Annotated in this window: 20 protein-coding genes; 10 read left to right on the forward strand and 10 right to left on the reverse strand. The window is 72.4% G+C overall.

The genetic code is table 11. The annotated features are described in order from the left end of the window. Positions 1-210 precede the first annotated feature (210 nt). Together ABTZ54_RS27245 and ABTZ54_RS27250 are read left to right on the forward strand one after the other, a co-directional pair. A complete protein-coding gene (locus tag ABTZ54_RS27245) occupies positions 211-2,001 on the forward strand; it encodes a thiamine pyrophosphate-dependent enzyme (protein ID WP_351667988.1) in 1,791 nt (596 codons plus the stop codon). A gap of 3 nt (positions 2,002-2,004) precedes the next feature. Next, positions 2,005-3,288 carry a wax ester/triacylglycerol synthase domain-containing protein gene (locus ABTZ54_RS27250; protein WP_351667990.1) on the forward strand — a complete coding sequence of 428 codons (1,284 nt, stop codon included), beginning with the start codon at positions 2,005-2,007 and terminating at the stop codon, positions 3,286-3,288. 65 nt (positions 3,289-3,353) lie between these two features. Here ABTZ54_RS27250 and ABTZ54_RS27255 read toward each other — a convergent pair whose 3' ends face one another. Further along, complete coding sequence (locus tag ABTZ54_RS27255) at positions 3,354-4,124, reverse strand: transposase (RefSeq protein WP_351667992.1); 771 nt, start codon at positions 4,122-4,124, stop codon at positions 3,354-3,356. 99 nt (positions 4,125-4,223) lie between these two features. Here ABTZ54_RS27255 and ABTZ54_RS27260 point away from each other — a divergent pair, with 99 nt between their 5' ends. The 3 genes from ABTZ54_RS27260 (at position 4,224) to ABTZ54_RS27270 (ending at position 5,841) form a co-directional block, all read left to right on the forward strand. After that, positions 4,224-4,637: a hypothetical protein gene (locus ABTZ54_RS27260; RefSeq protein ID WP_351667994.1), complete on the forward strand. Its 414-nt coding sequence runs from the start codon at positions 4,224-4,226 to the stop codon at positions 4,635-4,637. 248 nt (positions 4,638-4,885) lie between these two features. Further along, positions 4,886-5,095, forward strand: a complete 210-nt coding sequence (locus ABTZ54_RS27265; protein WP_351667996.1) for a hypothetical protein — start codon at positions 4,886-4,888, stop codon at positions 5,093-5,095. Continuing rightward, the gene (locus ABTZ54_RS27270) at positions 5,092-5,841 is read left to right on the forward strand and encodes a restriction endonuclease (RefSeq protein WP_351667998.1); all 750 of its coding nucleotides are present in this window, start codon (positions 5,092-5,094) and stop codon (positions 5,839-5,841) included. Before ABTZ54_RS27265 ends, ABTZ54_RS27270 begins: the two co-directional genes overlap by 4 nt. 207 nt (positions 5,842-6,048) lie before the next feature. Here the strand turns inward: ABTZ54_RS27270 and ABTZ54_RS27275 are convergent, their stop codons facing one another. The 4 genes from ABTZ54_RS27275 to ABTZ54_RS27290 form a co-directional block, all read right to left on the reverse strand. After that, complete coding sequence (locus ABTZ54_RS27275) at positions 6,049-7,179, reverse strand: COG1470 family protein (RefSeq protein ID WP_351668000.1); 1,131 nt, start codon at positions 7,177-7,179, stop codon at positions 6,049-6,051. A 4-nt stretch (positions 7,180-7,183) separates the two neighbouring features. After that, on the reverse strand, positions 7,184-8,938 hold the full coding sequence (locus tag ABTZ54_RS27280; RefSeq protein ID WP_351668002.1) for an FG-GAP repeat domain-containing protein: 1,755 nt from the start codon (positions 8,936-8,938) through the stop codon (positions 7,184-7,186). A gap of 750 nt (positions 8,939-9,688) precedes the next feature. Next, positions 9,689-10,597, reverse strand: a complete 909-nt coding sequence (locus tag ABTZ54_RS27285; protein WP_351668004.1) for a hypothetical protein — start codon at positions 10,595-10,597, stop codon at positions 9,689-9,691. 178 nt (positions 10,598-10,775) lie between these two features. Continuing rightward, positions 10,776-11,906 carry a magnesium and cobalt transport protein CorA gene (locus ABTZ54_RS27290; protein WP_351668006.1) on the reverse strand — a complete coding sequence of 377 codons (1,131 nt, stop codon included), beginning with the start codon at positions 11,904-11,906 and terminating at the stop codon, positions 10,776-10,778. A 172-nt stretch (positions 11,907-12,078) separates the two neighbouring features. Between ABTZ54_RS27290 and ABTZ54_RS27295 the strand changes: the two genes are divergently transcribed. After that, positions 12,079-13,203 carry a winged helix DNA-binding domain-containing protein gene (locus ABTZ54_RS27295; RefSeq protein ID WP_351668008.1) on the forward strand — a complete coding sequence of 375 codons (1,125 nt, stop codon included), beginning with the start codon at positions 12,079-12,081 and terminating at the stop codon, positions 13,201-13,203. 6 nt (positions 13,204-13,209) lie between these two features. On the opposite strand, the gene ABTZ54_RS27300 is transcribed toward ABTZ54_RS27295, so the two are convergent. Next, positions 13,210-14,040, reverse strand: a complete 831-nt coding sequence (locus tag ABTZ54_RS27300; RefSeq protein ID WP_351668010.1) for a helix-turn-helix transcriptional regulator — start codon at positions 14,038-14,040, stop codon at positions 13,210-13,212. A gap of 106 nt (positions 14,041-14,146) precedes the next feature. On the opposite strand from ABTZ54_RS27300, the gene ABTZ54_RS27305 reads away from it, so the two are divergent. Continuing rightward, positions 14,147-15,835 carry an AMP-binding protein gene (locus tag ABTZ54_RS27305; RefSeq protein WP_351668012.1) on the forward strand — a complete coding sequence of 563 codons (1,689 nt, stop codon included), beginning with the start codon at positions 14,147-14,149 and terminating at the stop codon, positions 15,833-15,835. Between the two features lie 47 nt (positions 15,836-15,882). Further along, positions 15,883-17,493, forward strand: a complete 1,611-nt coding sequence (locus ABTZ54_RS27310; protein ID WP_351668160.1) for an AMP-binding protein — start codon at positions 15,883-15,885, stop codon at positions 17,491-17,493. On the opposite strand, the gene ABTZ54_RS27315 is transcribed toward ABTZ54_RS27310, so the two are convergent. The 3 genes from ABTZ54_RS27315 to ABTZ54_RS27325 all read right to left on the reverse strand — a co-directional run bounded on the left by ABTZ54_RS27315 (position 17,478) and on the right by ABTZ54_RS27325 (position 19,401). Beyond that, entirely contained in the window at positions 17,478-18,047 is a 570-nt protein-coding gene (locus ABTZ54_RS27315; protein ID WP_351668014.1) for a GNAT family N-acetyltransferase, read from the reverse strand. The two genes, ABTZ54_RS27310 and ABTZ54_RS27315, sit on opposite strands and share 16 nt — an antisense overlap. A gap of 128 nt (positions 18,048-18,175) precedes the next feature. Next, positions 18,176-18,967, reverse strand: coding sequence for a TIGR04222 domain-containing membrane protein (locus ABTZ54_RS27320; protein ID WP_351668016.1), 792 nt, complete (start codon positions 18,965-18,967; stop codon positions 18,176-18,178). A 68-nt stretch (positions 18,968-19,035) separates the two neighbouring features. Next, complete coding sequence (locus ABTZ54_RS27325; RefSeq protein ID WP_351668018.1) at positions 19,036-19,401, reverse strand: hypothetical protein; 366 nt, start codon at positions 19,399-19,401, stop codon at positions 19,036-19,038. Positions 19,402-20,279: 878 nt separating this feature from the next. Here ABTZ54_RS27325 and gcl point away from each other — a divergent pair. After that, positions 20,280-22,067, forward strand: a complete 1,788-nt coding sequence (gene gcl / locus ABTZ54_RS27330; RefSeq protein ID WP_351668020.1) for a glyoxylate carboligase — start codon at positions 20,280-20,282, stop codon at positions 22,065-22,067. Between the two features lie 63 nt (positions 22,068-22,130). Here the strand turns inward: gcl and ABTZ54_RS27335 are convergent, their stop codons facing one another. Continuing rightward, positions 22,131-23,105: an ArsR/SmtB family transcription factor gene (locus ABTZ54_RS27335; protein WP_351668022.1), complete on the reverse strand. Its 975-nt coding sequence runs from the start codon at positions 23,103-23,105 to the stop codon at positions 22,131-22,133. Between the two features lie 76 nt (positions 23,106-23,181). Between ABTZ54_RS27335 and ABTZ54_RS27340 the strand changes: the two genes are divergently transcribed. Continuing rightward, complete coding sequence (locus ABTZ54_RS27340; RefSeq protein WP_351668024.1) at positions 23,182-24,378, forward strand: MFS transporter; 1,197 nt, start codon at positions 23,182-23,184, stop codon at positions 24,376-24,378. Positions 24,379-24,730 lie beyond the last annotated feature (352 nt).

Below are 24,730 nucleotides of genomic sequence, written 5' to 3' on the forward strand. Positions count from 1 at the left end.
TCCGCAACGGCCCGCCACCCGTTGAGCCGTATGGCTGACTCGGTGGGCGGTCCCTCACTCGTACGGGGGATGGACGCCGTAGACCCCGAAGAGTGGGAGCGACACTGTGCGCACCGCGCCGCCCGCGGCACCGTCGGTGACCCGGCGAGCGCGCCATCTGCGGCGTGGTACAGGTGCTGCCGGTCGGTACGGCGGGGGAGCGGAGGTCCGGTGGCAGGCAGTGTCGCGGCGCGTATCGCCGAACGGCTGGTCGAGGAGGGCGTGGCGGTCGTCTTCACCGTGCCGGGGGAACAGATCGACGCCCTGCTCGGCGAACTCGCGCGCGCCGGCGTACGCCTGGTGCACACCAGGCACGAGCAGGCAGCCGCCATGATGGCCTACGGCTACGCCCGTTCGACCGGCCGCGTCGGCGTCTTCGCGTGTGTATCCGGCCCCGGGGTCCTGTACTCCTCGGCCGGCCTCGCCCTCGGGTACGCGGGGGACGCCCGCATGCTGTGTCTCGCCGGACAGATCCCCACGGCGGCGATCGGACGAGGCCACGGCCTGCCGCACGAGCTCCCGGACCAGCTGGGCATCCTGCGACGCCTGACCGGCTGGTCCGAGCGCCTCGACCGACCCGAGCGGACCGACACCGTGCTCACGGAGGCGTTCCACCGGCTGCGCCACGGCCGGCCCCGGCCGGTCGCGGTCGAGATCCCCATGGACGTCCTTACGGCGCAGGCGATTCCGCAGGCCGCCGAGACCACGGATCGGGCGACTCCACAGGCGACCGCCGAGACCACCAACCAGACCGCCGCCCAGGCGACCACCGAAGCCATGGCCCGGGCGACCGCCCAGGCCACCACGCGGACCACGGCCCAGGTCGCCCCCCAGGCCAGCACCCAGGCCACCACCCAAGCCCCCGCCCTCGATCCCCGGCCCGCCTCCCCCGTCGGCCCTGATCCCGCCCCCGATCCGGACGCCCTACGGCGCGCACGCGCGATGCTCGGGCAGGCCGAGAGCCCGCTCATCTTCGTCGGCAGCGGTGCCCGTGAGGCCGGTGCGGAGGTGCTGCGGCTCGCGCGACTGCTCCAGGCGCCGGTCACCGCCGACACCGGCGGACGCGGCATCGTGCCGGACGACCACGAACTCGCCCTCCCGCTCCTGGCCGCCCAGCGGCTCTGGCCGCGGACCGACGTCGTCCTCGCCGTGGGCACCCGTCTGATGCGGCCCCAGGCCCGGTGGGGCACGCACGACCGGCTCAAGGTGATCAGGGTCGACCTCGACGCGGCCGAGCTCGACCGCGTCGCCGCGCCCGCCGTCGGGATCGTCGCCGACGCGGCGGAGACCGTACGGGCCCTCGCCGACGGCATTCCGGCCCAGCCGCCGCGTACACGATGGCAGGCGGCGGTACGGGACGCCCGCGACCGCACCGCGGCCGACGTGAGCCGGCTCGTCCCCCAGCTCGACCACCTCGCGGCCATCCGCGCGGCCCTGCCCGCCGACGGGTTCTTCGTCGAGGAACTCACCCAGGTCGGCATCGCGGCACGCCTCGCCTTCCCCGTCCTGCGGCCCTACACGTACGTGATCTCGACCTACCAGGAGTGCCTCGGCTTCGGCTTCGCCACCGCCCTCGGCGTCCAAGTGGCCAACCCCGGCAAGGCGGTCCTGTCGGTCTCCGGGGACGGCGGATTCCTGTACACCAGCAATGAACTCGCCACCGCGGTCCTCCACCGGATCCCCGTCGTGGCCGTCGTGTTCAACGACAACGCCTACGGCAACGTCGCCCGCTCCCAGCGCAACCGCTTCGGCCACTCGGTCGCCACCGAGCTGCTCAACCCCGACCTCGTACGGCTCGCGGAGGCGTTCGGGGCCTACGGCGTACGCGTGAAGACCCCCGACGACCTGCGCGGCGAGATCGAGGCGGCGTTCGCGCGCGGCGGCCCGCCCACGGTGATCGAGGTGCCCGTCGGGGAGATGCCCAGCCCCTGGCCCCTGATCCACCGGCGGCAGGAGCCCTGACCCATGCCCAGAAACCGCCCCCGCCACCCGACGACCGGCATCCGCCCACCCGCGCCCGCACCCGTGTCCACCCTTGCCGCCGCCACCCCAGCCCCCTCCCACCGACTCGGCCCGTTCGATCGCCTCTTCCTCGCCGGCGGGCGGCCCGGCCGCGTCCCGACCGCGATGCTGGTGCTCGACTTCGACGGCGAGGCCCCGCACCCCGCGCGATTCGCCGAGCGGATCCTCGAACGGGCCCGGCACCTGCCCGCGTTGAACGTCCTGCGGCCCGAACCGGGCGCCCGGACGTTCCCCGCCCGCCGCACCCCGCTGAGCGCGGACGCGCACGTACACCACGTGGACGCCGCGACAGCGGACGGGACGCCGTCGCTGCTCGCCGCCCTCCTCGTCCGCCCCTTCCCGTGCCCGCCGCATCCCCCCTGGGACCTGACGGTGATCCGCACCGGCGGACAGGACGCCCGGTTCAGCCTGTGCTACCGCATCCACCACGCCGTCCAGGACGGTGTCGGCGCCGCCCACACTCTGCTCGCCCTGACCGCCGACAGCCCAGTCCGGGGACCGTTCCCGCACGAGCGCGGACGCCCGACCGTACGAGGTGCCCTCCAGGCCGCCCGGGAACTGGCGAGGTCCCCACGGAGCCCACACCCGTACGGCGCCGCCTCGGGCCGGTTCACCGTCGACGTGCGGGACGCGCGGGAAGACCGGGTACGCGAACTGGCCCGCCACCACGGATCGACCGTCAACGACGTCTGCCTCGCCGCCCTGGCCCTCGCCCTGGGACCCCGCCTCCACGACGGCCCGCGGGTCCGGACCGATGGCGGCACCCTCCCCATCGCCGTCCCCATGTCGTACCGCACGTACGCGGACCGCGACGCCCCCGGCAACCGGATGCTCGCGGTCCGCCTCGACCTACCCGTCACCGCCCACGACTTGGACCAGGCCGTACGCCTGGTGCGCGGCACGACCGAACCTCTGCGCCGCCACCGGGCGAAGGACTCACGCCGTACCGCGCTGGCACTGCTGCCGGACGGTCTGCACGCGGCGGCGCTCAGGACCAACACGCGCGCCACGGGATTCATCGCGAGCTCGCTGACCTTCCCCGAACCCGCCCACGTCAACGGCGCCCGCATGACCGGCGCGACCGCCCTCTTCCCACCCGACGAGACCCTGACCGCTTACGTCTCCTTCACCCGCGCGAGCGGCCGCATCCGCTGCGCACTCGTCCACGACGAACTCGTATGGCTGCCCGGCGATCTGACGGAGCGCTGGCTGACGGCGCTGGGGTAAGGGCTGTCCCGTAAATGATCTCCGGGGCGCCTCGGGCGTGGTGGATCGCGGTGAAGCCTGTCGGCCTATCCGGCGAGGGCGAGGTTGTGCATCCGGGCGATACCGAGCATGGAGTGGTGGACGCCGTCGCCCTTCAGACGGCAGTCGCGGAGGATCTTCCAGGTCTTCATGCGGGCGAAGACGTGCTCGACCCGGGCCCGGACCTGCTTGTGGGACTTGTTGTGCTCCTCCTTCCAGTCCGGCAGTTCGGTCTGACCGCGCTGCCGGCGGTGCGGGATGACGAGTCCGGTGCCCAGGTATCCGCCGTCGGCGATCGTGACGGTGCTGCCGACGGCGGCCTTGGCGCCGGACTCCTCCCACGCCTTGCAGTCGTTGCGGTTGTCGGCGAGCGGTCGGCCGACCACGACGACCAGACGGGTGTCGGCGTCGATGACGACTTGGTGGTTGGTGGAGTATCGATAGTTCTTCGACCGCTCGGCGATGGTGTGGTCGCGGGTGGGGACCAGGGTGCCGTCCACGATGAGCACGGTGTCCTTGGCGAACCGCTTCCGGGGTCGGAGCGCGAGCATCGGCCCGAGGTGGTCGATGATCCGGTCCGCCGCAGACTTCGACACCCCGAACAGCGGGGCGAGCTGCCGCATCGTCAGGTTCGTTCGCCAGTACGCCGCGACTAGTAGGGCCCGCTCCTCCAGCGGAAAACTCCATGGCCGGCCCCTGCGGACCGCGTCCGCCCCCTCGCGCCGCAGCACCGTCACCAGCTTGCCGAACTGCCGCGGGCTCAGTCCGGTGAACGGGGCTATCCAGGACGGTTCCGATGCCGTGATCACACCAGCCACGGCAAGATCGTCTCATCTTGATCACGCTGTGGGGCCGCCTGCCTCGGGCTGGAAACATCTCAGTCGCCCGGAGGGATTCGGCATGAGAACCTCACACCCGTGGCTACGGAAACCGAGGTCGGAGAGCTGTTGCACCAGCGCGGCTGGCGGACGGCGTTCACCGTCGCTGAAAGGGTGAACGCGTGGGCCACCCTGGTGAGCGCCATCGAGCGCGGCTACGGCGATCACATCCATGAGTACGCCAACGACCTCTACTGCCGAAACTGGCTGCACGAGGCTTGGCTCCTGCTGGACGACCACATCGTCCAGCTCTGGACTCCGCAGATCAAAGCTCTGGACGACCGGTACAAGGCCGCGACCGTCGACGACGACGGCATAGCACTCGACCAGTTCCACAGGATCCCCGGCCCCGACCTGTGGTGGTGGCGCCGACACCCCCGCATCCTCACCGGAGACCTCGGGCGTTCGCTTCGCTCAGCCGGCGCTATCGGCGCCGACCTGGACACAGCCTGACCCTCAGTCTCACGGGATAACGGGACAACTCTTAGGCAGGCGCCGCACATCCCGGGGGCAGGGCCTTACAGCCGCGGCTTTCGGGCCGGCTGGGCGAGAACAGGTGTCCGGGCGGCAACCGGACAGTGTCCGACGGGGTTCCCGCCAACGTTCACCGACCGCCTGCGCCGCGCGGGCGCGGGCGGGTGCACTGGTCAGGGGCGCCGGGGAGCGCGCGAGGCGTGAGGGCCGGTGGGAGTGGATGGCACATGATGACGATCAACGTGGCGGTGCTGCTCGCGGTCATCGTGGTGATGAGGCTGCGCCGCAGGACGCAGGCCAGGAGCCGTCTTGAGGAGCGCAATACCGCGTTCCTCATCCTGGCCCTGGGAATTCTGATCGCGCCGACTCCGGTGGGCCAGAGCATCTTCAACGGGATCGGCCGGCTGGTCCAGGGCATCTCGCAGGCCGGATCGTGAGCCCCGCGCCCCGTCAGGGCGGCCGCCGCCCCCGTTCACCGTCCCCGTCCCGCCGTAGGCCGGCGTCCAGGCGTGGTGCGGCGAGGCGCCGCTCGCCGCGGACCCTGGGCTGGGAGCGGGCCGCGCTGCTCCTGCTGCTGTTCGCGGTGGTGTGGAGTCTGGTCGCCGGTGTCCTGCGGTGGCTGGCCGCGCACCCCTGGACGGTGTTCGCGCTCCTGCTGGCCGCTGCGGCGGCCGGCGCGGTCTGGTTGCGTCGGGTCCGGGAGACAGCCCGGCGGAACCGGGTGCGGGACCAGGGGCTGCGTTACGCGCTGCCGCAGATCGACGCCCTGCATCACCAGCAGTTCGAGGAAGCCGTACGGGACTTGATGCGCCGCGACGGCTGCCCCAAGACGATCCGGGTCGGCGGGGCCGGGGACAACGGCGCCGATGTGAAGGCCACTGATCCCTTCGGCCGTCTGTGGGTCATCCAGTGCAAGCACCGCAAGGCCGGTGTGGCCGGCGCCGCGGTCGGGACTCCGGACCTCCACGTGCTCAACGGAACCGGCCGCCCCGTCCACCACGGCGATGTCGTCGTACTGGTCACCAACGGCCGCTTCACGAGCAAGGCAGTCGAATTCGCCCGTTCCCAGCGCCTTCACCTGGTGGACCGCGAGCTCCTCGCCCAGTGGGCCGCGGGCTCCGTACCGCTGTGGGAACTGCTTGGCACGGTTCCGCCTCCGCGCGGTCCGGCTTTCGGCTCCTGACTGCGGGCGGACAGCGCATGGCCGGCAGGGCCTGCACGGCCAGGACGGCCGCATGGCCAGGAAGGTTCGTACGGCCCGCACGGCCAGGACGGCCCGCATGGCCAGGACAGCTTGCACGGCCCCGCATGGCCAGGACGACCCGTACGGCCCCGCACGGCCAGGACGGCCCGCACGGCCCGCACGGCTCAGGCAGCCCCCCGGGCCGGTTCACCCATGCTCGCCGCCCCCGCCCGTCCCCGCCGCATGGGCCTCCCCGGCAGACGGGCTCCCTCCCCGCAGTTCCCTCCGCAGCGCGCGCAGCGCCGCACGTTCCTCCGCGCGACGCCGCAGCCAGGCACGCCGCCGCTCGCGCGTGATGAGGAGGGAGAGGGCCAGGGCGAGAAGCCCGGCGACGGCGAGGGTGGCGATGAGCCAGGGGAAGGAGGACAGCCGGACCGTGTTGCTGTCCACGGTCTTCGCCGCGCCGCCGGGAACCGTGGCGGTCACGGAGGCGGTGACCGCGATCCGGCCGAGAGCGGGAAGGTTGGCCAGCCGACCGGTGAGGGTGGCGCTGCCGCCCGGGATCACGTAGATCCCGGTGGGAGTGAGCGGGACGGTACGCGCGGAGCCGCCGGTGATGTTCAGCGTGCCGGCGAAGGTGTAGAGGACGTTGCCCGTGTTGCGTACGGTCACGGTGAACTCCTCGCCGCCGCCCACGGGCCGGTGCTCCAGTTCCGTGAGGGACACCTGGAGATCGGCGGTGCCGGGGACGGTGAGCTCGACGAGCCGGGCGATACGGGTCTCGGTGTTCACCCCACCGCTGACCGCGGGGGTGCGGAGCGCGGTGACCAGACTGCCGAGGTAACTGCCGGGCGGGGTGCCGTCGGGGACGGCGAGGGAGAACCGGACCGTGGCGCTGCCCTTCGGCGGCACGGTGACGGTGGCCTCGGAGTCCAGCTTCAGCCACGCCCCGACCGTACGCATCCTCTGGCCCTCCTGCGCGGGGGCAAGCCCGCCGCCGGCCGCGTTGGCGACGTCGGCGGCATAGACGTGGAAGGTGCGGGCCTCGTCGCTCTCGTTGTGGACGACCGCGGAATCCTCGATCCGGGCGCCGGCCTTGAGCGCGTAACCGAAGTGCCCGCCGGTCAGCGTCGTCAGACCGTAGAGCCCGGCCCGTACGCCGAACGGCGCGCGCGCGGCGGATTCCGGTGGAGTGGGCGAGGGGACGGGGGCCGGCGCTGCCCGCGCGCCCGGCGCCAGACCGAGCATGAGGCCCGTGAGGAGGAGGCTCCACAGGGCGGGGAATCGTGCCCGGTGGGTGGCGAGGGCGCCGCCCTGGGCGCGCGGACAGCCGTTCATGGGCTCAGCCGGTGATCGTGTACTGGAGGGTGCCGCTGTACGAGCCGGGGACCGTCTCCGTGGGGATGTTCCACTGGGCCGTCGACCCGTCGTGGGTGAACGCGCCGCGGGTGCCGCCGTCTCCGGTCGCCATCGTCACGGCGGGGGAGAGGCTGGTGCCCGGCTGCGGGTCGGCCCCCTCGGGGAAGTACCCGCCCGGGCCGGGCTTGGCGATGCCCGTCCACTGGCCGCCGGTCCCGTTGAGGTGTCCGCCGGTCGCGATCCTCAGATTCCGCCACCCGATGATGTCCGTACCGCTACCGCTACCGCTACCGCTACCGCTATCGCTGACCAGGTCGGTGGTGGCGACGGTCACCGACCAGGGCGCGGTGGTGGAGAGGGTGTCGGTGTACGTGAACGTGCCGAGTCCGGCCGGGGAGCTGACGGTGCCGGGAGTCAGCGTGCCGAAGTTCACGGCCGGCAGGTTCACGTCCATCGACAGGACACCGGGCGCCTTGGCGACCCGCACCGCCATCGCCTGGGCCGTCCGCTTCGGCTTCGAGGTGTTCAGCAGCACCTGCGCCGCGACGCCCGTGGCGGTGGAGGCGGCCGCCAGGTCGGGCCGGCCGTCGGCGTTCAGGTCTCCGACGGCGTACGCGCCGTTCGCGCCGGCCTTCGTGTCGTACGGCGGCCCGGCGTTGCGGAAGGTGCCCGTGCCGTCGCCGAGGAGGACGGTGGGCTGGTTGTCGGGGCCGTTGTCGGTGACCAGGTCAGGCTTGCCGTCCGTGTCGACGTCGGCGATGACCACGCCTTCGAGAGCGCTGCCGCCGACCGGATGGGTGACGGGCGCGCCGAAGGATCCGTCGCCGTCGCCGAGGAAGACAGTGATCGTCCGGTCGGTATGAGCGACGACGACGTCCGGCTTCCCGTCCCCGCTCACGTCGCCGAGGGCGATGGCCCGCCCGAGGAAGACGCCGTCGGCGAAGCGGGTGGCCGGGCCGAGACGGCCCTTGCCGTCACCGAGGAGGACGGAGATGTCGGACGTACCCGAGTTCACGGTGACCACATCGGGCTTGCCGTCGCCGTTCACATCCCCGGCCCTCAAGCCGGAAGGGCGCAGCTGTCCGGCGGAGTAGCCGCTGGGCCGGCCGCCGCCGACGTAGTAGTTGCTCGCGGTGCCCAGCGCGCCCGTGCCGTCGTTGGTCCACACCGAGACGTTGTCGCCGTTGCTGTTGGACGTGAGCACGTCGGGCCTGGCGTCACCGTTCATGTCGGCGACCGTGATGTCGACGGGGAACAGGGCGTCCGTCGACTGGTTGACCTGCGTCGGCGCGAAGTAGGAGGTGGCCGGGGCGAATCCGCCCCTGCCGTCACCGAGCAGCTCGACGACGCTGCCCATGCCTTCCGTGCCGTGCTGCGTGGGCCGCTTGGTCAGGGCCGCGGCGACGACCGCGTCCAGCCGCCCGTCACCGTTGAGGTCCGCGAGGGCGACCGCCGTAGGGAAGAGGCCGCCGTCGAGCCCGAAGGAGACACCGGCCCCGAAGCCGCCCTTGCCGTCGCCGAGCGCGGCCACGAGGGTGTTCGACCCCTTGACCGGGGTGACGAGGTCGGCCTTGCCGTCCCCGTTCAGGTCGCCCAGCGCCGGGGCGGTCCCCTTCCCGGAGCCCGAGGGCAGCGGGACGGCGGTCGCCCCACCGAAGGACACGGCGGGCCCCGGCACGGCCTGAGCGCCGGGCGCCAGACCCAGCCCCACCACGAGCGCGCCTACGGAGCCGAGCACGAACACGGCTCCGCGAGGTATGGATTTCTTCAACGTACCTGCCCCTTGAGGATGTCACGGCACACCGACGCAAGCGTCGCCCCACGACGGCGTGTTGGGAGAGTCACCTCCACCCAACACGGCGGCGCGAAGAAGATGCAGTGGATGTCCCACCAGTCCCGAAGCCCTACCCACGGACGTGAACTGGTGGTTCATACGACCAACCACCGCCCCACCCCACACCCCGAACACCCGCCCCCCTAGGCCCAGTCACTCCACCCCCACCATCACCTCCCCTCGACTGCGACGCCGACTTCACGCCCCCGAGGCCGCCGACAAGAGCGGGATCGCGAAGGTGTAGCCGGCCGCCCAGCGGCCGGTGCCTTTCGGCCTGCTGGCGGCGGCCCTGACGGGCCTGCCCTTGGTGGGGGGGCTCCCTGTCCCCGCGCGATGGTGCCCGACCTCGACGACCTGGCCTCCATCGCCCCACTGGTCGAGGGACCTCGGGTCTCCACCTCGTACGAGATGCGCACCCTGGTCCGCCTGGTCGCCGACCGCCTCGGCTGCCCGGTCCACGCCGGTCTGGGCGGACAGTGCGCCACGGCGCCGAACTGGTCGTCCACGAACAGCAGGGTCTACGTCAACTGTGGCCCGCCACAATCGATTTCGCCGGGGTGCGGGAGCTGCACGCGCAGTTGAGCAGCTCCCGCACCGCCCGTGCCGCGGGCGGCGACCATGTGCTGATGGCGCTGGCCGCCTGGTGCCACGGGGTCACGCCCGTAGTGACCTGAGGTATTCCTCGCCTTGTTCCGTGATCCGCATGGAATTGTCGCCCATAGAGCGGTTCGCGTATCCGGCGCGGCGGAGGCCGGTGAAGTTGCCATTCATGTCACGTGTGGGTATGGCATCGCCCAGCTTGTCCGTGAGCCATGCTGCTTCTGCCCCTTGCAAGCCCTCGATGCCGAGGCCCTTGGCCAGCATGAGCACCCAGAGGAGTTTGTCGCGCTTCAGCTTGACCCGGTGGTACGGCAGGACACCATCGATCGTTGAGGGTATGTCCAAACCGGCGAATGCCTCGGGAGGAGGCGCGGTGCGCGGTTTCTTCCTCCCTCCTCGCGAGACAGGGTCTGATCCGCCCCGTTTGCCCCGGCGCTTGCTCCGGAGCTCGGTGAACCCGTTCTCCATGACGTCCTTGGCGGCATCGGATATGAAGTGTTCGCCCTTGACCTCTCCCTCATGGATCCAGCCGGCTCGCACCGCCTGATCGAAATCGCGAGAGAAGTGTGAGGGAATGCGCTCGCGCGATCGCTGGAACATCCGCCGAATGTCACTCTGTGTGAATGTCTGATGCCCCTCCTCCTGGAGCAGGTAGGCGGCGAAGGCTGTCATCTTCTCCGCATGGGTCTTCGCTCCCGAGAGTTCCAGCGCTTGGCGCGGACTCTCTGCGAGCCGGGGGCGACGCGCCCCTTCAAGTGCTGGAGGCTCTTCGGCTTCCTCTTCCGTCGTCAGGGCGACTGCCGGAGGAAGAGCGGGTAGCTCGTGGCTGAGGGTGGAGCTTTCCAATCCCGATGGCGCTTGAAGCATGCCGATTACTTGGGCGGCCTGGGCAACGTTTATGTCCTGCTCGAACGTAATGCGACCGCTAAGCGCCAAGTGGACTTCTTGGGTCATAACGTCCATACAAGAACGGTAGCTCTCTGAGTCGCCATGGCAAGACCTAGCCGAGATCGAATCTCTCGCGGATTGCGGTGGCTCCGTCCTTGCCGTCGGTCATGGCGAGGTCGGGAGTGCCGGGCTTCCTGGCCACCACGCACTTCAGCGGGCAGCGAACGGGGATCGGCCCTCAGTCCTGGCTCTGTTACAGCCAGTCGCGCTTCTTGAAGATTACGTACAGGCTTGTGCAGACCACTGCCATGAGCAGGATTGCGAAGGGGTAGCCGGCTGCCCAGTGCAGTTCCGGCATGGTGTCGAAGTTCATGCCGTAGATGGTTCCCACGAGTGTGGGGGCGAAGAGGATGGCCGCCCATGAGGAGATTTTTTTGATCTCCTCGTTCTGTTCGAAGCCCGCCTCCGCCAGGGCGCGCATCTCCGCGTTCTGTTGTTGGGTGACCAGGGTTCCGTTGACCGTGAGGATTTCCGTCAGGGCCTGGCGGAAGCCGTCTACGCGTTCGCTGGTGTGGGTCACGTGGTCGGCCACGTCGCGGAGGTAGCGCTGGAGTTCCTCGTCCGTGCCGTACTTGGCGAAGCCCGCCATCAGGCCGTGCAGCATGCCCACCAGGGGGCGCGTGGCGCGCTGGAACTCGACCATCTCCCGGGAGAGTTCGTAGATGCGGCGCGACACCGCCGGGTCGCCGCCGAAGACCTCGGTCTCGATCTCGTCGATGTCGTTCTGGACGCCGGCCACCACCGGGGCGTAACCGTCGACCACCGCGTCCAGGATCGCGTACAGCACCGCCTCCGGGCCCAGGGCCAGCAGGTCCGGGTCCTCCTCCATGCGGCGGCGGACCGCGGACAGGTCCGGGGCCGCGCCGTGGCGGACCGTGATCACGAAGTCGGGGCCCACGAAGACGTGGAGCTCGCCGAAGTCCACCTCCTCCTGCGCGTCCAGGTAGCGGGCCGCCCGCAGCACCACGAACAGCGTGTCGCCGTACCGCTCCAGCTTCGGGCGCTGGTGGGCCTCCATCGCGTCCTCGACGGCCAGCTCGTGCAGATCGAACTCCGCTGCCAGCGAGTGGAGTTCCTTCTCCGTCGGGCGGTGCAGGCCGATCCAGGCCATGCCGTCGGGGTGCTCGCGCAGCTGCCGGAAGGTTTCCGCGAGGGTCGTGGGGGAGGAGACGTGCCGGCCGTCGCGGTAGAGGGTGGCCTGGACCACGCTCGGCTTCTGCTCCTCGGGCGGGGATGCGGGAGTGGTCGGCGCGGACGACTGGTGCGCGTGGGCCGGCTGCTCCGGCTGGCGGCGCCAGGTCGCACGGGGGCGGCGGTCGGACATCTGCGTTCACCTCCTGGAGGGGGGCGGGGGTAGGGGTGGGGGTGGGGTGGGGTGGGGCTGGGCGTTCCCGTGCAGGATATATGGGGGATTGTCCCGGGGGGTGGGGGCAGGGGGGCCTGGGGGCTGGGGGAGTAGGACGGTGGCTGTCCTAGATCGACGTTAGCGTGATCGCATGGCCTCCACGACGACGTCCCCGGTCCTCAGCACCCGCGCCCTCAACCGGGCCACCCTCGACCGTCAGCTCCTCCTCCGGCCCTCCCCGCTCACCGCCGAGCAGGCCGTCCATCACCTCGTCGGTCTTCAGGCCCAGAACACCAAGCCCCCGTACTACGCCCTCGCCGCCCGCCTCGACGGGTTCCGGCCCGAGGAGCTCTCCGGGCTCATGGAGTCCCGCGCCGTCGCCCGGATCGTCTCCCTCCGGTCCACCGTCCACACCCACACCGCCCGCGACTCCGTCGCCCTGCGCCGGCTCGTCCAGGCCGGGGCCATCGACCGCGAGCTGCGGATGTTCCGCAAGGGGCTCGACGGGGTCGACCTCGACCGGCTCGCCGCGCTCGCCACCGCGTACGTGGAGGAGCGGCCCCGGACGCCCAAGGACCTGCGCACCCACCTCCTGGAGGTGTGGCCGCAGGCCGACCCCCAGTCGCTCACCATCGCCGCCCGCTGCCTCCTGCTCATGGTCCAGGTCACCCCCCGCGGGCTGTGGCGGCGCAGCGGGCAGGTCGCCCTCACGACCGTCCGCTCCTGGTTCGGCGACGGCGGTGTCGTCGACCTCGCCGTCGACGACCATCTCGTCGACGAGACCGTGCTCCGCTACCTCGGCGCCTTCGGGCCCGCCTCCGTCCGGGACGTGCAGACCTGGTGCGGGCTCACCCGGCTGCGGCCCGTCCTCGAACGGCTGCGCCCGGGGCTGCTCGTCTTCCGCGACGAGCACGGCACCGAGCTGTTCGACCTTCCCGACGCGCCCCGGCCCGACGAGGACACCCCGGCACCGGCGCGCTTCCTGCCCGAGTTCGACAACCTCCTCCTCTCCCACGCCGACCGCACCCGCGTCGTCCCCGCCGAGCTCCGGGGCCGCACCTGGACCGGCAACCAGTCCCACCCCGTCTTCCTCCTCGACGGGTTCCTCGCCGGGCTCTGGAAGCTGGAGGAGGGGAAGGAGCGGACCACCCTGACCATCGAGCCCTTCGGGGCGGTCAGCCGTGCCCAGCGCGCCGAGCTCACCGCCGAGGCCGAGCGGACGCTGCGGATGATGGGTGGGGAGGGTGTTCCGTACGAGATCGTTCTGGAGAAGTGAGGGCCCTCACGGCAGCGCCCCCGCCCGTCTCGCCGCCACCACCGCCTCCAGGCGTGTGTGCGCGCCCAGCTTCCGCATCGCCGAGCGCAGGTAGCCCTTCACCGTCTCCGGGCGCAGGCCCAGGCGCTGGGCCGCCGTCGCGTTCGTCGCGCCCGAGGCCACCGCCGCCAGGACGTCCGTCTCCCGGGGGGTCAGCAGCACCGCCGCCGTGCGCTCCCGGGTGCCGTCGGGCGTGCCCGAGGCCGCCTCCAGGCGGCCGCAGACCGCCAGCAGGCGGGCGCGCAGCTCCGGGTCCGCCACCTTCGGCGCCAGCTCGCGCAGCTCCCCGTACGCCTGCCTGACCTCCTCCCAGGACGGGCCGGGGCTCGCGGTGCGCGCGTACAGTTCCCGCACCTCGTCCCGTACGGCGAAGGCCTGTTCGACGTCCCGGGCGGCCGCGACCGCCGCGTCGAAGACCCGCTCGCCGATCGGCAGGGACTCGCGCAGCGCCCCGTACAGCACCCCACGCACCTGACGGCGTACGACGAGGGGCACCGCGATCACCGAGCGCAGCCCCTCCGCCGAGACCGGGCCGTCGTACTCGTGGGTGATGTGCCGGGCGGAGGCGTAGTCCGTCACCGCGCACGGCCGCGACAGGGCCAGGCACTTGCCGCCCAGACCGGAGCCGGTCGAGATCGTCAGCCCGTGCAGGGCCGGCGTCACCGCCCCGTTCAGCTCCGCGATCCGCATCGCGCGGCCGTCGTGCAGCAGGCCCCCGAACACCACCTGGAGACCGGTGGTGCGGCGCAGCCGCAGCAGGGCGCCGCGCAGCTCCACCGATTCGACGTGCTCGGGCACCGTTCGTTCTCCTTCCGGCGGCGCGCACTACCCCCGAACGGGGGTAGTGAGACCTGGGTCACCGATTACACGATGTCCGGGACGGGTCCCGCAACGAGGAGGGCACATGACGGCAGCCAGCGAGACGGACGCGACCACGGGGTTCCGGGAGGCGCGGGACTTCCTGCTCCGGCACCGCGAGGACTACGCCACGGCGTACGAGGGCTTCACCTGGCCCCGGCCCGAGCGCTTCAACTGGGCGCTCGAATGGTTCGACGTCATCGCCGCCGGCAACGACCGGACCGCCCTCCACATCGTCGAGGAGGACGGCACCGAGACCCGGCTGAGCTTCGCGGAGATGTCCGCCCGTTCCAACCAGGTCGCCAACTGGCTGCGCGCCCAGGGTGTCCGGCCCGGCGACCGGATCATCGTGATGCTCGGCAACCAGGCCGAACTGTGGGAGACCATGCTCGCCGCGATGAAGCTGCGCGCCGTCGTCATCCCCGCCACCCCGCTCCTCGGCCCCGCCGATCTGCGCGACCGGGTCGAGCGGGGCCGCGCCCGCCATGTCCTGGTCCGCGCCGAGGACACCGCCAAGTTCGACGACGTGCCCGGCGACTACACCCGGATCTCCGTCGGCGGCGACGGCGTGAGCTGGCTCGGCTACGAGCACGCCTACCGCGAGTCCGCCGACTTCACCCCGGACGGCGTCACCCTCGCCGACGACACCCTGATGCTCTACTTCACCTCCGGCACCACCGCCCGCCCCAAACTGGTGGAGCAGACCCACGCCTCGTACCCCGTCGGGCACCTGGCGACCATGTACTGGATCGGTCTCCAGCCCGGCGACGTGCACCTCAACATCTCCTCGCCCGGCTGGGCCAAGCACGCCTGGTCCAACCTCTTCGCCCCCTGGAACGCCGAGGCGACCGTCTTCATCCACAACTACAGCCGCTTCGACCCGGCCCGTCTGATGGCCGAGATGGACCGGCACGGCGTCACCAGCTTCTGCGCCCCGCCCACCGTGTGGCGCATGCTCATCCAGGCCGACCTCGGCCAGCTGGCCACCCCGCCCCGCGAGGTCGTCGCCGCCGGCGAACCGCTCAACCCCGAGGTCATCGAGGCCGTGCGGCGCGCCTGGGGCGTCACCGTCCGGGACGGCTTCGGCCAGACCGAGACGGCCGTGCAGGTCTCCAACAGCCCAGGTCAGCGGCTCAAGGAGGGCTCGATGGGGCGGCCCAGCCCCGGCTTCGTCGTCACCCTCGTCGATCCCGCCAGCGGGCGGGCCGGCGTCGACGAGGGCGAGATCTGTCTCGATCTCGCCGCCCACCCCGTCGGCCTGATGACCGGCTACCACGGCGACGCGGAGCGTACGGCCGAGGCCATGGCCGGCGGCTACTACCGCACCGGCGACATCGGCTCCCGCGACGCCGACGGCTACATCACGTACGTGGGACGCGCCGACGACGTCTTCAAGGCGAGCGACTACAAGATCTCGCCGTTCGAGCTGGAGAGCGCGCTCCTGGAGCACGAGGCCGTCGCCGAGGCCGCCGTCGTCCCCGCCCCCGACCCGCTGCGGCTCGCCGTCCCCAAGGCGTACGTCGTCCTCGCGGCGGGCTGGCAGCCGGACGCCGACACGGCGAAGGCGCTCTTCGCGCACTCCCGGGAGGTCCTCGCGCCCTACAAGCGGATCCGGCGGATCGAGTTCGCCGACCTGCCCAAGACCGTCTCCGGCAAGATCCGCCGGGTGGAGCTGCGCCGGCTGACCGCCGAGGGGCAGGGCGGGACCGAGTACGCCGAGGGGGACCTCGCGTGAGCTACGACGACACCTCCGCCGGTCCCGCCGTGCCCGCCGGTCCCGCCGTGCCCGCCGGTTCCGCCGCCGAGCCCTCCTATGCCCACGGCGCCGACCCCACGCCCCTCCTCGGTGACACCATCGGTGCCAACCTCGACCGGGCCGTCGCCGCCTGGCCCGGGCGGGAGGCGCTCGTCGACGTGCCCACCGGGCGCCGCTGGACGTACGCCGAGTTCGGCGCCGACGTCGACCGGCTGGCGGGCGCGCTCCTCGGCAGCGGGGTCCGCAAGGGCGACCGCGTCGGCATCTGGGCGGTCAACTGCGCCGAGTGGGTGCTCGTGCAGTACGCCACCGCCCGCATCGGCGCGATCATGGTCAACATCAACCCGGCCTACCGCTCCCACGAGTTGCGGTACGTCCTCGACCAGGCCGGGATCACCCTGCTGTTCGCCTCCCTCGCGCACAAGACCAGCGACTACCGCGCCATGGTCGAGGAAGTGCGCCCGGCCTGCCCGCAGGTGCGCGAGGTGGTCTACTTCGGCGACGCGAGCTGGGACGAACTCCTCGCGCGCACCGCGCCGGAGGGCGTCGCACCGGCCGCGCTCTCCTGCGACGAACCGGTCAACATCCAGTACACCTCGGGCACGACCGGCTTCCCGAAGGGCGCCACCCTCTCCCACCACAACATCCTCAACAACGGTTACTTCGTCGGCGAGATGATCGCCTACACCGAGCAGGACCGGATCTGCATCCCGGTGCCCTTCTACCACTGCTTCGGCATGGTCATGGGCAATCTCGCCGCCACCTCGCACGGCGCCTGCATGGTGATCCCGGCCCCGTCCTTCGACCCGGCCGCCACCCTCCGCGCGGTGCAGGAGGAACGCTGCACCTCCCTGTACGGCGTGCCGACGATGTTCATCGCCGAACTCGGCCTGCCCGACTTCGCCTCGTACGACCTCTCCACCCTCCGTACCGGGATCATGGCGGGCTCGCCGTGCCCGGTGGAGGTCATGAAGCGGGTGGTCGCCGAGATGAACATGGCCGAGGTGTCCATCTGCTACGGCATGACCGAGACCTCGCCCGTCTCCACCCAGACCCGCCGCGACGACGACCTGGAGCGGCGTACGGGCACGGTCGGCCGGGTGCTGCCGCACGTCGAGGTGAAGGTCGTCGACCCGGCCACCGGCCTCACCGTCCCGCGCGGCACCGCCGGCGAGCTGTGCACCCGCGGCTACAGCGTCATGCTCGGCTACTGGGACGAGCCCGGGAAGACCGCCGAGGCGATCGACCCGGGCCGCTGGATGCACACCGGCGACCTCGCCGTGCTGCGCGAGGACGGGTACGTCCAGATCGTCGGCCGGATCAAGGACATGATCATCCGGGGCGGCGAGAACGTGTACCCGCGCGAGATCGAGGAGTTCCTCTACGCGCACCCGAAGATCGCGGACGTCCAGGTCGTCGGCGTCCCCGACGCGCGGTACGGCGAGGAGATCCTGGCCTGCGTGATCCCGCGCGACCCGGCCGACCCGCCCACCCTGGACGACCTCACCGCCTTCTGCCGCGACCGCCTCGCGAACTACAAGATCCCCCGCCGGGTGGAGATCCTGGACGCGTTCCCGATGACGGTGAGCGGGAAGGTACGGAAGGTGGAGCTCCGGGAGCGTTACGGGGCGGGCTGACCGGCCTGGTCCGCGCTCGGCGCCGGGACCCGGGGCGCCGCCGCCACCTCGCGGCGCATGCAGACCCGGGGCCAGGCGGCCAGTCCGTGCGCCGCCTCGGCGCGGCTGATCTCCCGCAGGCCCTCGCTGAGCGCCGGATCGCCCTCCTCCAGGCGGCGGAAGCCCAGCCGGGCGTAGTACGGGGCGTTCCACGGGACCTCGGCGAAGGTCGTCAGGGTCAGGGCCGCCAGGCCCTGCTCCCGGGCGGCCCCCGCGAGATGCTCGATCAGCGCCCGGCCGACGCCCCGGCGGGCGGCGTCCGGGTGGACCGAGACCTGCTCGATGTGGGCGGCGCCGTCGACGGTGTCGCTCAGCAGATACCCGACGGGGCGATCGGCCGCGTCCACCGCGACCCAGGCCCTGCCCGCGCTGCGGTAACCCTCCAGGACGTCCAGCGGGAGGGGTTCGTCGTCGGCGATGTCATCCATGCCCAGGGGGCGGAAGGCCTCGCCCGCGGCGCGTTCGATGTCCTGGAGCAGGGGGAGTTCGGCCGGTGCGGCCGCTCGGATGCGCATACGTCAGTATGGACCGGACGGTGTGAAGCCGGCGTCAGGCGGGTGGGGTCCGGTGGTCCTGGCGGCCTGGCGGCCTGGCGGCCTGGCGGGTCTGGTGGCCTGGCGGGTCCGGCCGGTTCGCGCCCCGGTCAGTCCGGGGCGCCGCTCGTGCAGGTCGGGCCGTTCTCCGGGTTCCAGCCGCGGCCGGTCGCGTAGCCGTCGTCGCGGTTGCCGCGTCGGCGGCGGAGCAGGCCGCCGTCGCGGGAGAAGTGCGGCAGGAGCAGGGCCAGGGCCGGGTCGCCGTACAGCGCCACGTAGAGCAGGACGTCCTTGCCGTCCGTGACCTCGCGGCGATGCGCGGGCAGCGGGTGCCGCTCGCGCAGGCCCGCGAGGAGACGGCGCGCGGCGCGGGTCGTCGGCGGCACGCAGAGCAGGAGCGCGGCGGCGAGCACCGGGACCGTGCCGAGCAGCAGGGCCGGAGCGGTTATCCCCGTGGCAAGCAGGCCCACCCCCACCGTGACCGGCACGCAGGCCAGCAGAAAGCGGGCCGCCCGCAGTCGCCCGGGCGGGCGCAGCAGACCCGTTCCGCCGAGCTCCGCGCGCAGCGCGTCGAGAGCCTGGCGGGCCTTCGGGCGGGTCGCCAAGACCCTTAGCGCCAGGGCCCGTTGCAGCGAGCGGTGGACGCCCAGCTGGAGCGGGTCGCGGGTGCGGCCGGCCCCGCCGTTGGCGCGAATCGTGCCCCGGCGTCCGGCGGCGACCGCGCCGCGCTGGTGCAGGGCGACCAGCGCCACCGTGACGGCCGCCCGCGGGCCGCCGCGCAGCAGCGCCAGGGCCTGCGGGGGCAGTTCGGGCCGCCCCCCGCTGCGGGTACGCAACAGCACGACCGCCAGCGCCAGTTGACCGAGCGACACTCCGAAGATCCACCACGTCCCCGTCGTCATGGTGTTCACCCCCCGATGGTGTTGTGCCCGGGGGAGGGCCGGTCGTCACCCGTGAATGGCCGGAAATGCTAGGCGGCTCCGGCGTCGATGAGGGCGTCGGCGGGAGCGTTGACGGGCTGCGGGGTGCCCGTGAGGTCGAGCACGAAGAGCGGGATGCCCAGGCCCTCGGCGCGCTCGTGGGCCTCCGGGGTGTAGCCCGCGAGGGAGAAGCAGACGCTGGTCGACCCGTTGCTCAGCCCGTTGAGCCACAGGCATTCCACGGCCCGCAGCCCCGTCGGCCGGGTGCTCGGATCCACCTGCGCGACGAGCCCGGGCCCCCGTAGATCCACGGCCACCGTGGACCGCTCCTCCGGCTGCACGACGTCCCGGAACCCCAGCCACCGCAGATACCCGGCCGAGGCCGCCACCGCGTCCCGCGCGGTCCTGATGGTCACGGGCCGGAACGCGGGCCGGGCGGGGAGGGGGGCGGGGTGTGGGGGAGTGAGGGGGGAGGGGTGACGCTGGGTGAAGGTGGGGAACTCGTCGGGGCCGGATACGGGGGAGGCGGCGGGGGTCGGGGCCGGGGCCGGGGTGGCGCTCCGGTGCACGGCCTCGGGCAGGTCGGCCGGCCCGGGCCCCGCCGTGGACGCGTGCGGCGGTCCGGCGGAGCCGGGTGCGGCGGGCGGGGCGGGCGGAGCGGTGTCGGCGGAGCCGGATGTCGCAGGTGGGGCGGCACTGACGGCTCCCGACGCGGCGCGTGTACCGGCCTCGGGGGGCCCGTCCTCCGGGGGCTCGCCCCCCACCGGCCCCTCCAACCCCACCCCCTCCTCATACCCCACCCCCCTCACCGGCACCCGCAGCACCGCCCCGCACGCGCACCCCAGTTCCGGGTGTGGCCAGTCGGTGGCGCGGGTGCAGGTGGGGCAGAGGACGGTGACCCATTCCTCCGACCAGTTGCGGTGGGTGACCGGGCGGGCGGGCGCGCCCTCGATCAGCGGGGGCGCGATCGGGGTGCCGCACGGGCAGGGGAAGGCGGGGGGCGCGTATCTCTGCGTACGGAGGCATTCCGGGCAGCGCACCTGTACCGATTCACCCACACCGAACCCCCTCTGCTCGCGCACCCATCGTCCACCAATCCGGCCGCCCGGGGGAGCCACTTCGGCCACCTCGGGCCGGGCGCCGGCAGATCGTCCCTTGACGCCTCTCCTCCGGCCCACCTACATTGCTTCCGTATAGCAGAACAGTACTTCCGCATTATGGAAACAAGGCGCCGAAGACCCCCGCCGGAGCCCCGGCGCGCTTGTCTCCCCCTGGCCGAAGCAGGAGCACTCCCATGCCTCGTATGACCGCCGCCGCAGCGGCCGTTGAGATCCTCAAGCGCGAAGGCGTCACCAACGCGTTCGGTGTGCCCGGCGCGGCCATCAACCCCTTCTACCGGGAGCTCAAGAACGTGGGCGGGGTCGCCCACACCCTCGCCCGGCACGTCGAGGGCGCGTCCCACATGGCCGAGGGCTACACCCGTGCCAAGGCGGGCAACATCGGTGTCTGCATCGGCACCTCCGGCCCCGCCGGCACCGACATGATCACCGGCCTGTACTCGGCCATCGCCGACTCGATCCCGATCCTCTGCATCACGGGCCAGGCCCCGGTCTCGAAGCTGCACAAGGAGGACTTCCAGGCCGTCGACATCGCCTCGATCGCCAAGCCGGTCACCAAGGCGGCGACGACCGTCCTGGAGGCCGCGCAGGTCCCCGGCGTCTTCCAGCAGGCCTTCCACCTGATGCGCTCCGGCCGCCCCGGCCCGGTCCTCATCGACCTGCCGATCGACGTCCAGCTCACCGAGATCGAGTTCGACCCGGAGACGTACGAGCCGCTGCCGGTCTACAAGCCGTCCGCGACCCGCGCCCAGGCCGAGAAGGCGCTGCGCTTCCTCCTGGAGTCCGAGCGCCCGCTGATCGTCGCCGGTGGCGGCATCATCAACGCCGACGCCTCCGACCTGCTCGTCGAGTTCGCCGAGCTGACGAACATCCCCGTCATCTCCACCCTCATGGGCTGGGGCACCATCCCGGACGACCACGAGCTGGCCGCCGGCATGGTCGGCGTCCAGACCGCGCACCGCTACGGCAACGCGACCTTCCTGGAGTCGGACTTCGTCCTCGGCATCGGCAACCGCTGGGCCAACCGCCACACCGGCTACAACATGGACGCCTACACCAAGGGCCGGAAGTTCGTCCACGTCGACGTCGAGCCCACCCAGATCGGCAAGATCTTCGCCCCGGACTACGGCATCGCCTCCGACGCCAAGGCCGCCCTGGAGCTCTTCGTCGAGATCGCCAAGGAGTGGAAGGCCGCCGGCACCCTGCCGGACTTCTCCGCCTGGGCCGCCTCCGCGCAGGAGCGCAAGGCAACCCTCCAGCGCCGTACGCACTTCGACGACATCCCGATCAAGCCGCAGCGCGTCTACGAGGAGATGAACAAGGCCTTCGGCCCGGAGACGCGTTACGTCACCACCATCGGCCTCTCGCAGATCGCCGCCGCGCAGTTCCTGCACGTCTACAAGCCGCGCCACTGGATCAACTGCGGCCAGGCCGGCCCGCTCGGCTGGACCATCCCGGCCGCCATCGGCGCCGCCACCGCGGACCCGGAGACCCCGGTCGTCGCCCTCTCCGGCGACTACGACTTCCAGTTCATGATCGAGGAGCTGGCGGTCGCCGCCCAGCACAAGGTCCCCTACGTCCACGTCCTCGTGAACAACGCGTACCTGGGCCTGATCCGTCAGGCGCAGGGCAACCTGGGCATCAACTTCGAGGTCAACCTCGAATTCGAGAACATCAACACCCCCGAGATCGGCGTCTACGGCGTCGACCACGTCAAGGTCGCCGAGGGCCTCGGCGTCAAGGCGATCCGCGTCACCGACCCGGACAAGCTGGGCGAGGCGCTGGAAGAGGCCAAGAAGCTGGCCGTCGAGTTCCAGGTCCCGGTCGTCGTCGAGGCGATCCTGGAGCGCATCACCAACATCGCGATGAGCAAGACGGTCGACATGAGCGACGTCACCGAGTTCGAGGAGCTGGCCACCGAGCCCGGCCACGCGCCCACCGCGATCAAGGCCCTCCAGGTCTGATCCGGCAGCCGTACGAGCGACGGCCCCCGCCCCGACGAGCACCGGGGCGGGGGCCGTCGCCTTTCACATGCCCTGCGCCCGTACGAGGACGGCGCCCGCCTCCGTCCAGTCGTACAGCACCGAACGCCCCGCCCTCCTGCGCCGTACGAGCCCGGCGTCGAGGAGCACCTTCAGATGCCGCCCGACCGACCCGAGGCCCTGACCCGTCAGCGCCACCAACTGACTGGTCGACTTGGGGTCTTCGAGTCGTACGAGGACCCCGGCCCGCGCCGCGCCGAGCAGGGCGCCCAGGGCCTCGGGCACGGCAGGACCCGCCGTGTCGGCCAGGGTGCCGGAGCACGCGTACACGATCGCGGACCGCTCCGAGCCCTCCCAGGACACCCAGCCCTTCGCCGGGGTCACCGGCACGAAGAGCAGCCGGCCGCCGTCGACCCATCTCGGCGGATACGCGCGGGGGTTGACCTGGAGGCGGCCGTCGCCCAGCCAGCGCATCCTGCCGGGGCACAGCTCGTCGAGCGCCGCCGCCCAGCCGCCCTGGCCCAACCGCGCGGTCCTGGCCACCACATCGGCCTCCAGGATCCGGCGGCGGCGCGCCCAGTCGGGCAGCACCGTCTCCCGCCACACCCACTCCAGGACACCCGCCATCCGGAGCGGCAGATCGCGGGCCGAGCGCAGCGGCTCCGGTACGGGGCCGCCCACGGAGACCTCCAACTGTGGTACGGCGGCGCCGGGTTCGGTCTCCCGGACGGCCACGACCTCCTCCTCGAAGCTCCGCTCACCCTCGCCGAGCGGCGTCGGCGTCAGGAAGTCCGCGTTCCAGGTCGGCCCGATGGCGGCCCGTACGAGAAGGGCGTCGACCGGGTCGGCCGCGAGGCGGGCCCGGTACGCGGGGAGGTGCCCGGCCAGCCAGGCGCGCTCGCCCGGGTGGGCGCCGGCCGCGGCGTGCAGGGTCTTCAGCGCGGCGATCGTCTCGGCCAGCGGGGAGATGACGAACCGGCTCCCGGCCAGGGAGTCCGCCCCGATCTGCCACCAGCCCACGCGCCCCCGCCTCCCGTCCTTTCGCCCGCACGCGAAACAGTACCGGGCGCACACGGACCTCCCCGAGACTCCGGGCATGCGCCCGTACCCTCCGGTCCTCGGATCCCCCCGCTACCGCGACCTCTTCCGCACCCCCGAGTTCACCCCCCTCTTCCTCAGCGGCGCCGCCCAGATCGCCGCCCAGACCGTGTCGGGTCTGGGCCTCGCCACGCTCGTCTACCGGGCGACGGGCTCCCCGCTGCTCTCCGCGCTCGCCATGTTCGGGCCTGCGCTCGCGCAGCTGGTCGGCGCGACCACGCTCCTGTCGGCCGCAGACCGGGTGCCGCCCCGTGCGGCCCTCGTCGGCGTCTCGTTCGCGTTCGCGGCCGGCACCGCGGCGCAGACGGTCCCGGGGCTGCCCGTCGGGGCCGTGTTCGCGCTCCTCTTCCTCCAGGGGCTCGTCGGCTCCCTGGGCGGCGGCGTGCGGTACGGGCTGCTGCGCGAGGTCCTGCACCCGGACGCCTTCCTGCTGGGGCGGTCCGTCTTCAACATGTCGACCGGGGTCTGCCAGATCGTCGGGTTCGCCACGGGCGGCCTGCTCCTTGCGCTGCTCGCGCCGCGCGGCACGCTGGCGACCGGGGCGGTCCTCTATCTCCTGGCGGCCCTGGTCGCCGGGCGCGGTCTGTCCCGGCGTGCCCCGCGCGCGAGCGGGCGGGTCTCGGTCGCCGAGACCTGGCGGACCAACGCCCGGCTGTGGTCCTCGGGGCCCCGGCGGCGCGTCTACCTGGCCCTGTGGGTGCCCAACGGGCTGATCGTGGGCTGCGAGTCGCTCTTCGTGCCGTACGCCCCCGAGCGCGCGGGCCTGCTGTTCGCCTGCGCCGCGCTCGGGATGCTGGCCGGGGACATCGCGGTGGGACGGTTCCTGCCGCCGGGGCTGCGGGCCCGGGCGGCCGCGCCGCTCCAGGCGCTGCTGGCCGCCCCGTACCTCCTCTTCGCGCTCGACCCGGGGCCGCCGCTCGCGGTCGTCGCCATCACGGTGTCGGCCGTCGGCTACGGCGCGAGCCTGCTCTACCAGGAGCGGCTGATGGCGCTGGTCCCCGAGGAGCTGAGCGGGCACGCGCTGGGGCTGCACACCTCCGGGATGCTCGCCCTCCAGGGGCTGAGCGCGGCGCTGGCCGGCGGCCTCGCCCAACTCACCTCGCCCGCCGCGGCGATGAGCCTGCTGGCCGTCGCCTCGCTCGCGGTCACCCTCGCCCTGGGCCTCGCCGGGGCACGGCAAAGGGCCGAGGCCTGACCCCTGTGCGTGGGTCAGGCCTCGGCCTTGGTGCGCGCGGTGCGGGACCGTAAACCGCACAGCGCACGTGATGCCCGCCCGACGGTGCGAGGCTGGCGCGACAGGACGTTCGCGCCGCCGGGCGGAGTCTGTGATGTCCTCCCCGGACGTGCTGCCGGGGGAGGGGCGTTGGGACCGCGGCGGTGCCGACGGGCGCTTCGGCTGGTCCCCTCCCCTCAGGTCGGGAAGGGGGCCGGGCGTCCTTACCACCGCACTGGCTCGGCGCCGCCGCGGTCCTCACGCTGTCCGGTTCGCCGACCACCCCTCATCCGGGCCGGTGATCCGGACCGCGTACAGTGCTGACCTCCCGTCA

Origin of the sequence: Streptomyces sp. NPDC094032 (genome assembly GCF_040303965.1) — a bacterium.
Taxonomy (GTDB): domain Bacteria; phylum Actinomycetota; class Actinomycetes; order Streptomycetales; family Streptomycetaceae; genus Streptomyces.

Coding starts and splice junctions, on each gene's coding strand:
- ABTZ54_RS27250 (WP_351667990.1), top strand. CDS start 2,005: ATGCCCAGAAACCGCCCCCGCCACCCGACGACCGGCATCCGCCCACCC.
- ABTZ54_RS27265 (WP_351667996.1), top strand. CDS start 4,886: ATGATGACGATCAACGTGGCGGTGCTGCTCGCGGTCATCGTGGTGATG.
- ABTZ54_RS27275 (WP_351668000.1), bottom strand. CDS start 7,179: ATGAACGGCTGTCCGCGCGCCCAGGGCGGCGCCCTCGCCACCCACCGG.
- ABTZ54_RS27285 (WP_351668004.1), bottom strand. CDS start 10,597: ATGGACGTTATGACCCAAGAAGTCCACTTGGCGCTTAGCGGTCGCATT.
- ABTZ54_RS27290 (WP_351668006.1), bottom strand. CDS start 11,906: ATGTCCGACCGCCGCCCCCGTGCGACCTGGCGCCGCCAGCCGGAGCAG.
- ABTZ54_RS27295 (WP_351668008.1), top strand. CDS start 12,079: ATGGCCTCCACGACGACGTCCCCGGTCCTCAGCACCCGCGCCCTCAAC.
- ABTZ54_RS27305 (WP_351668012.1), top strand. CDS start 14,147: ATGACGGCAGCCAGCGAGACGGACGCGACCACGGGGTTCCGGGAGGCG.
- ABTZ54_RS27315 (WP_351668014.1), bottom strand. CDS start 18,047: ATGCGCATCCGAGCGGCCGCACCGGCCGAACTCCCCCTGCTCCAGGAC.
- ABTZ54_RS27320 (WP_351668016.1), bottom strand. CDS start 18,967: ATGACGACGGGGACGTGGTGGATCTTCGGAGTGTCGCTCGGTCAACTG.
- gcl (WP_351668020.1), top strand. CDS start 20,280: ATGCCTCGTATGACCGCCGCCGCAGCGGCCGTTGAGATCCTCAAGCGC.
- ABTZ54_RS27340 (WP_351668024.1), top strand. CDS start 23,182: ATGCGCCCGTACCCTCCGGTCCTCGGATCCCCCCGCTACCGCGACCTC.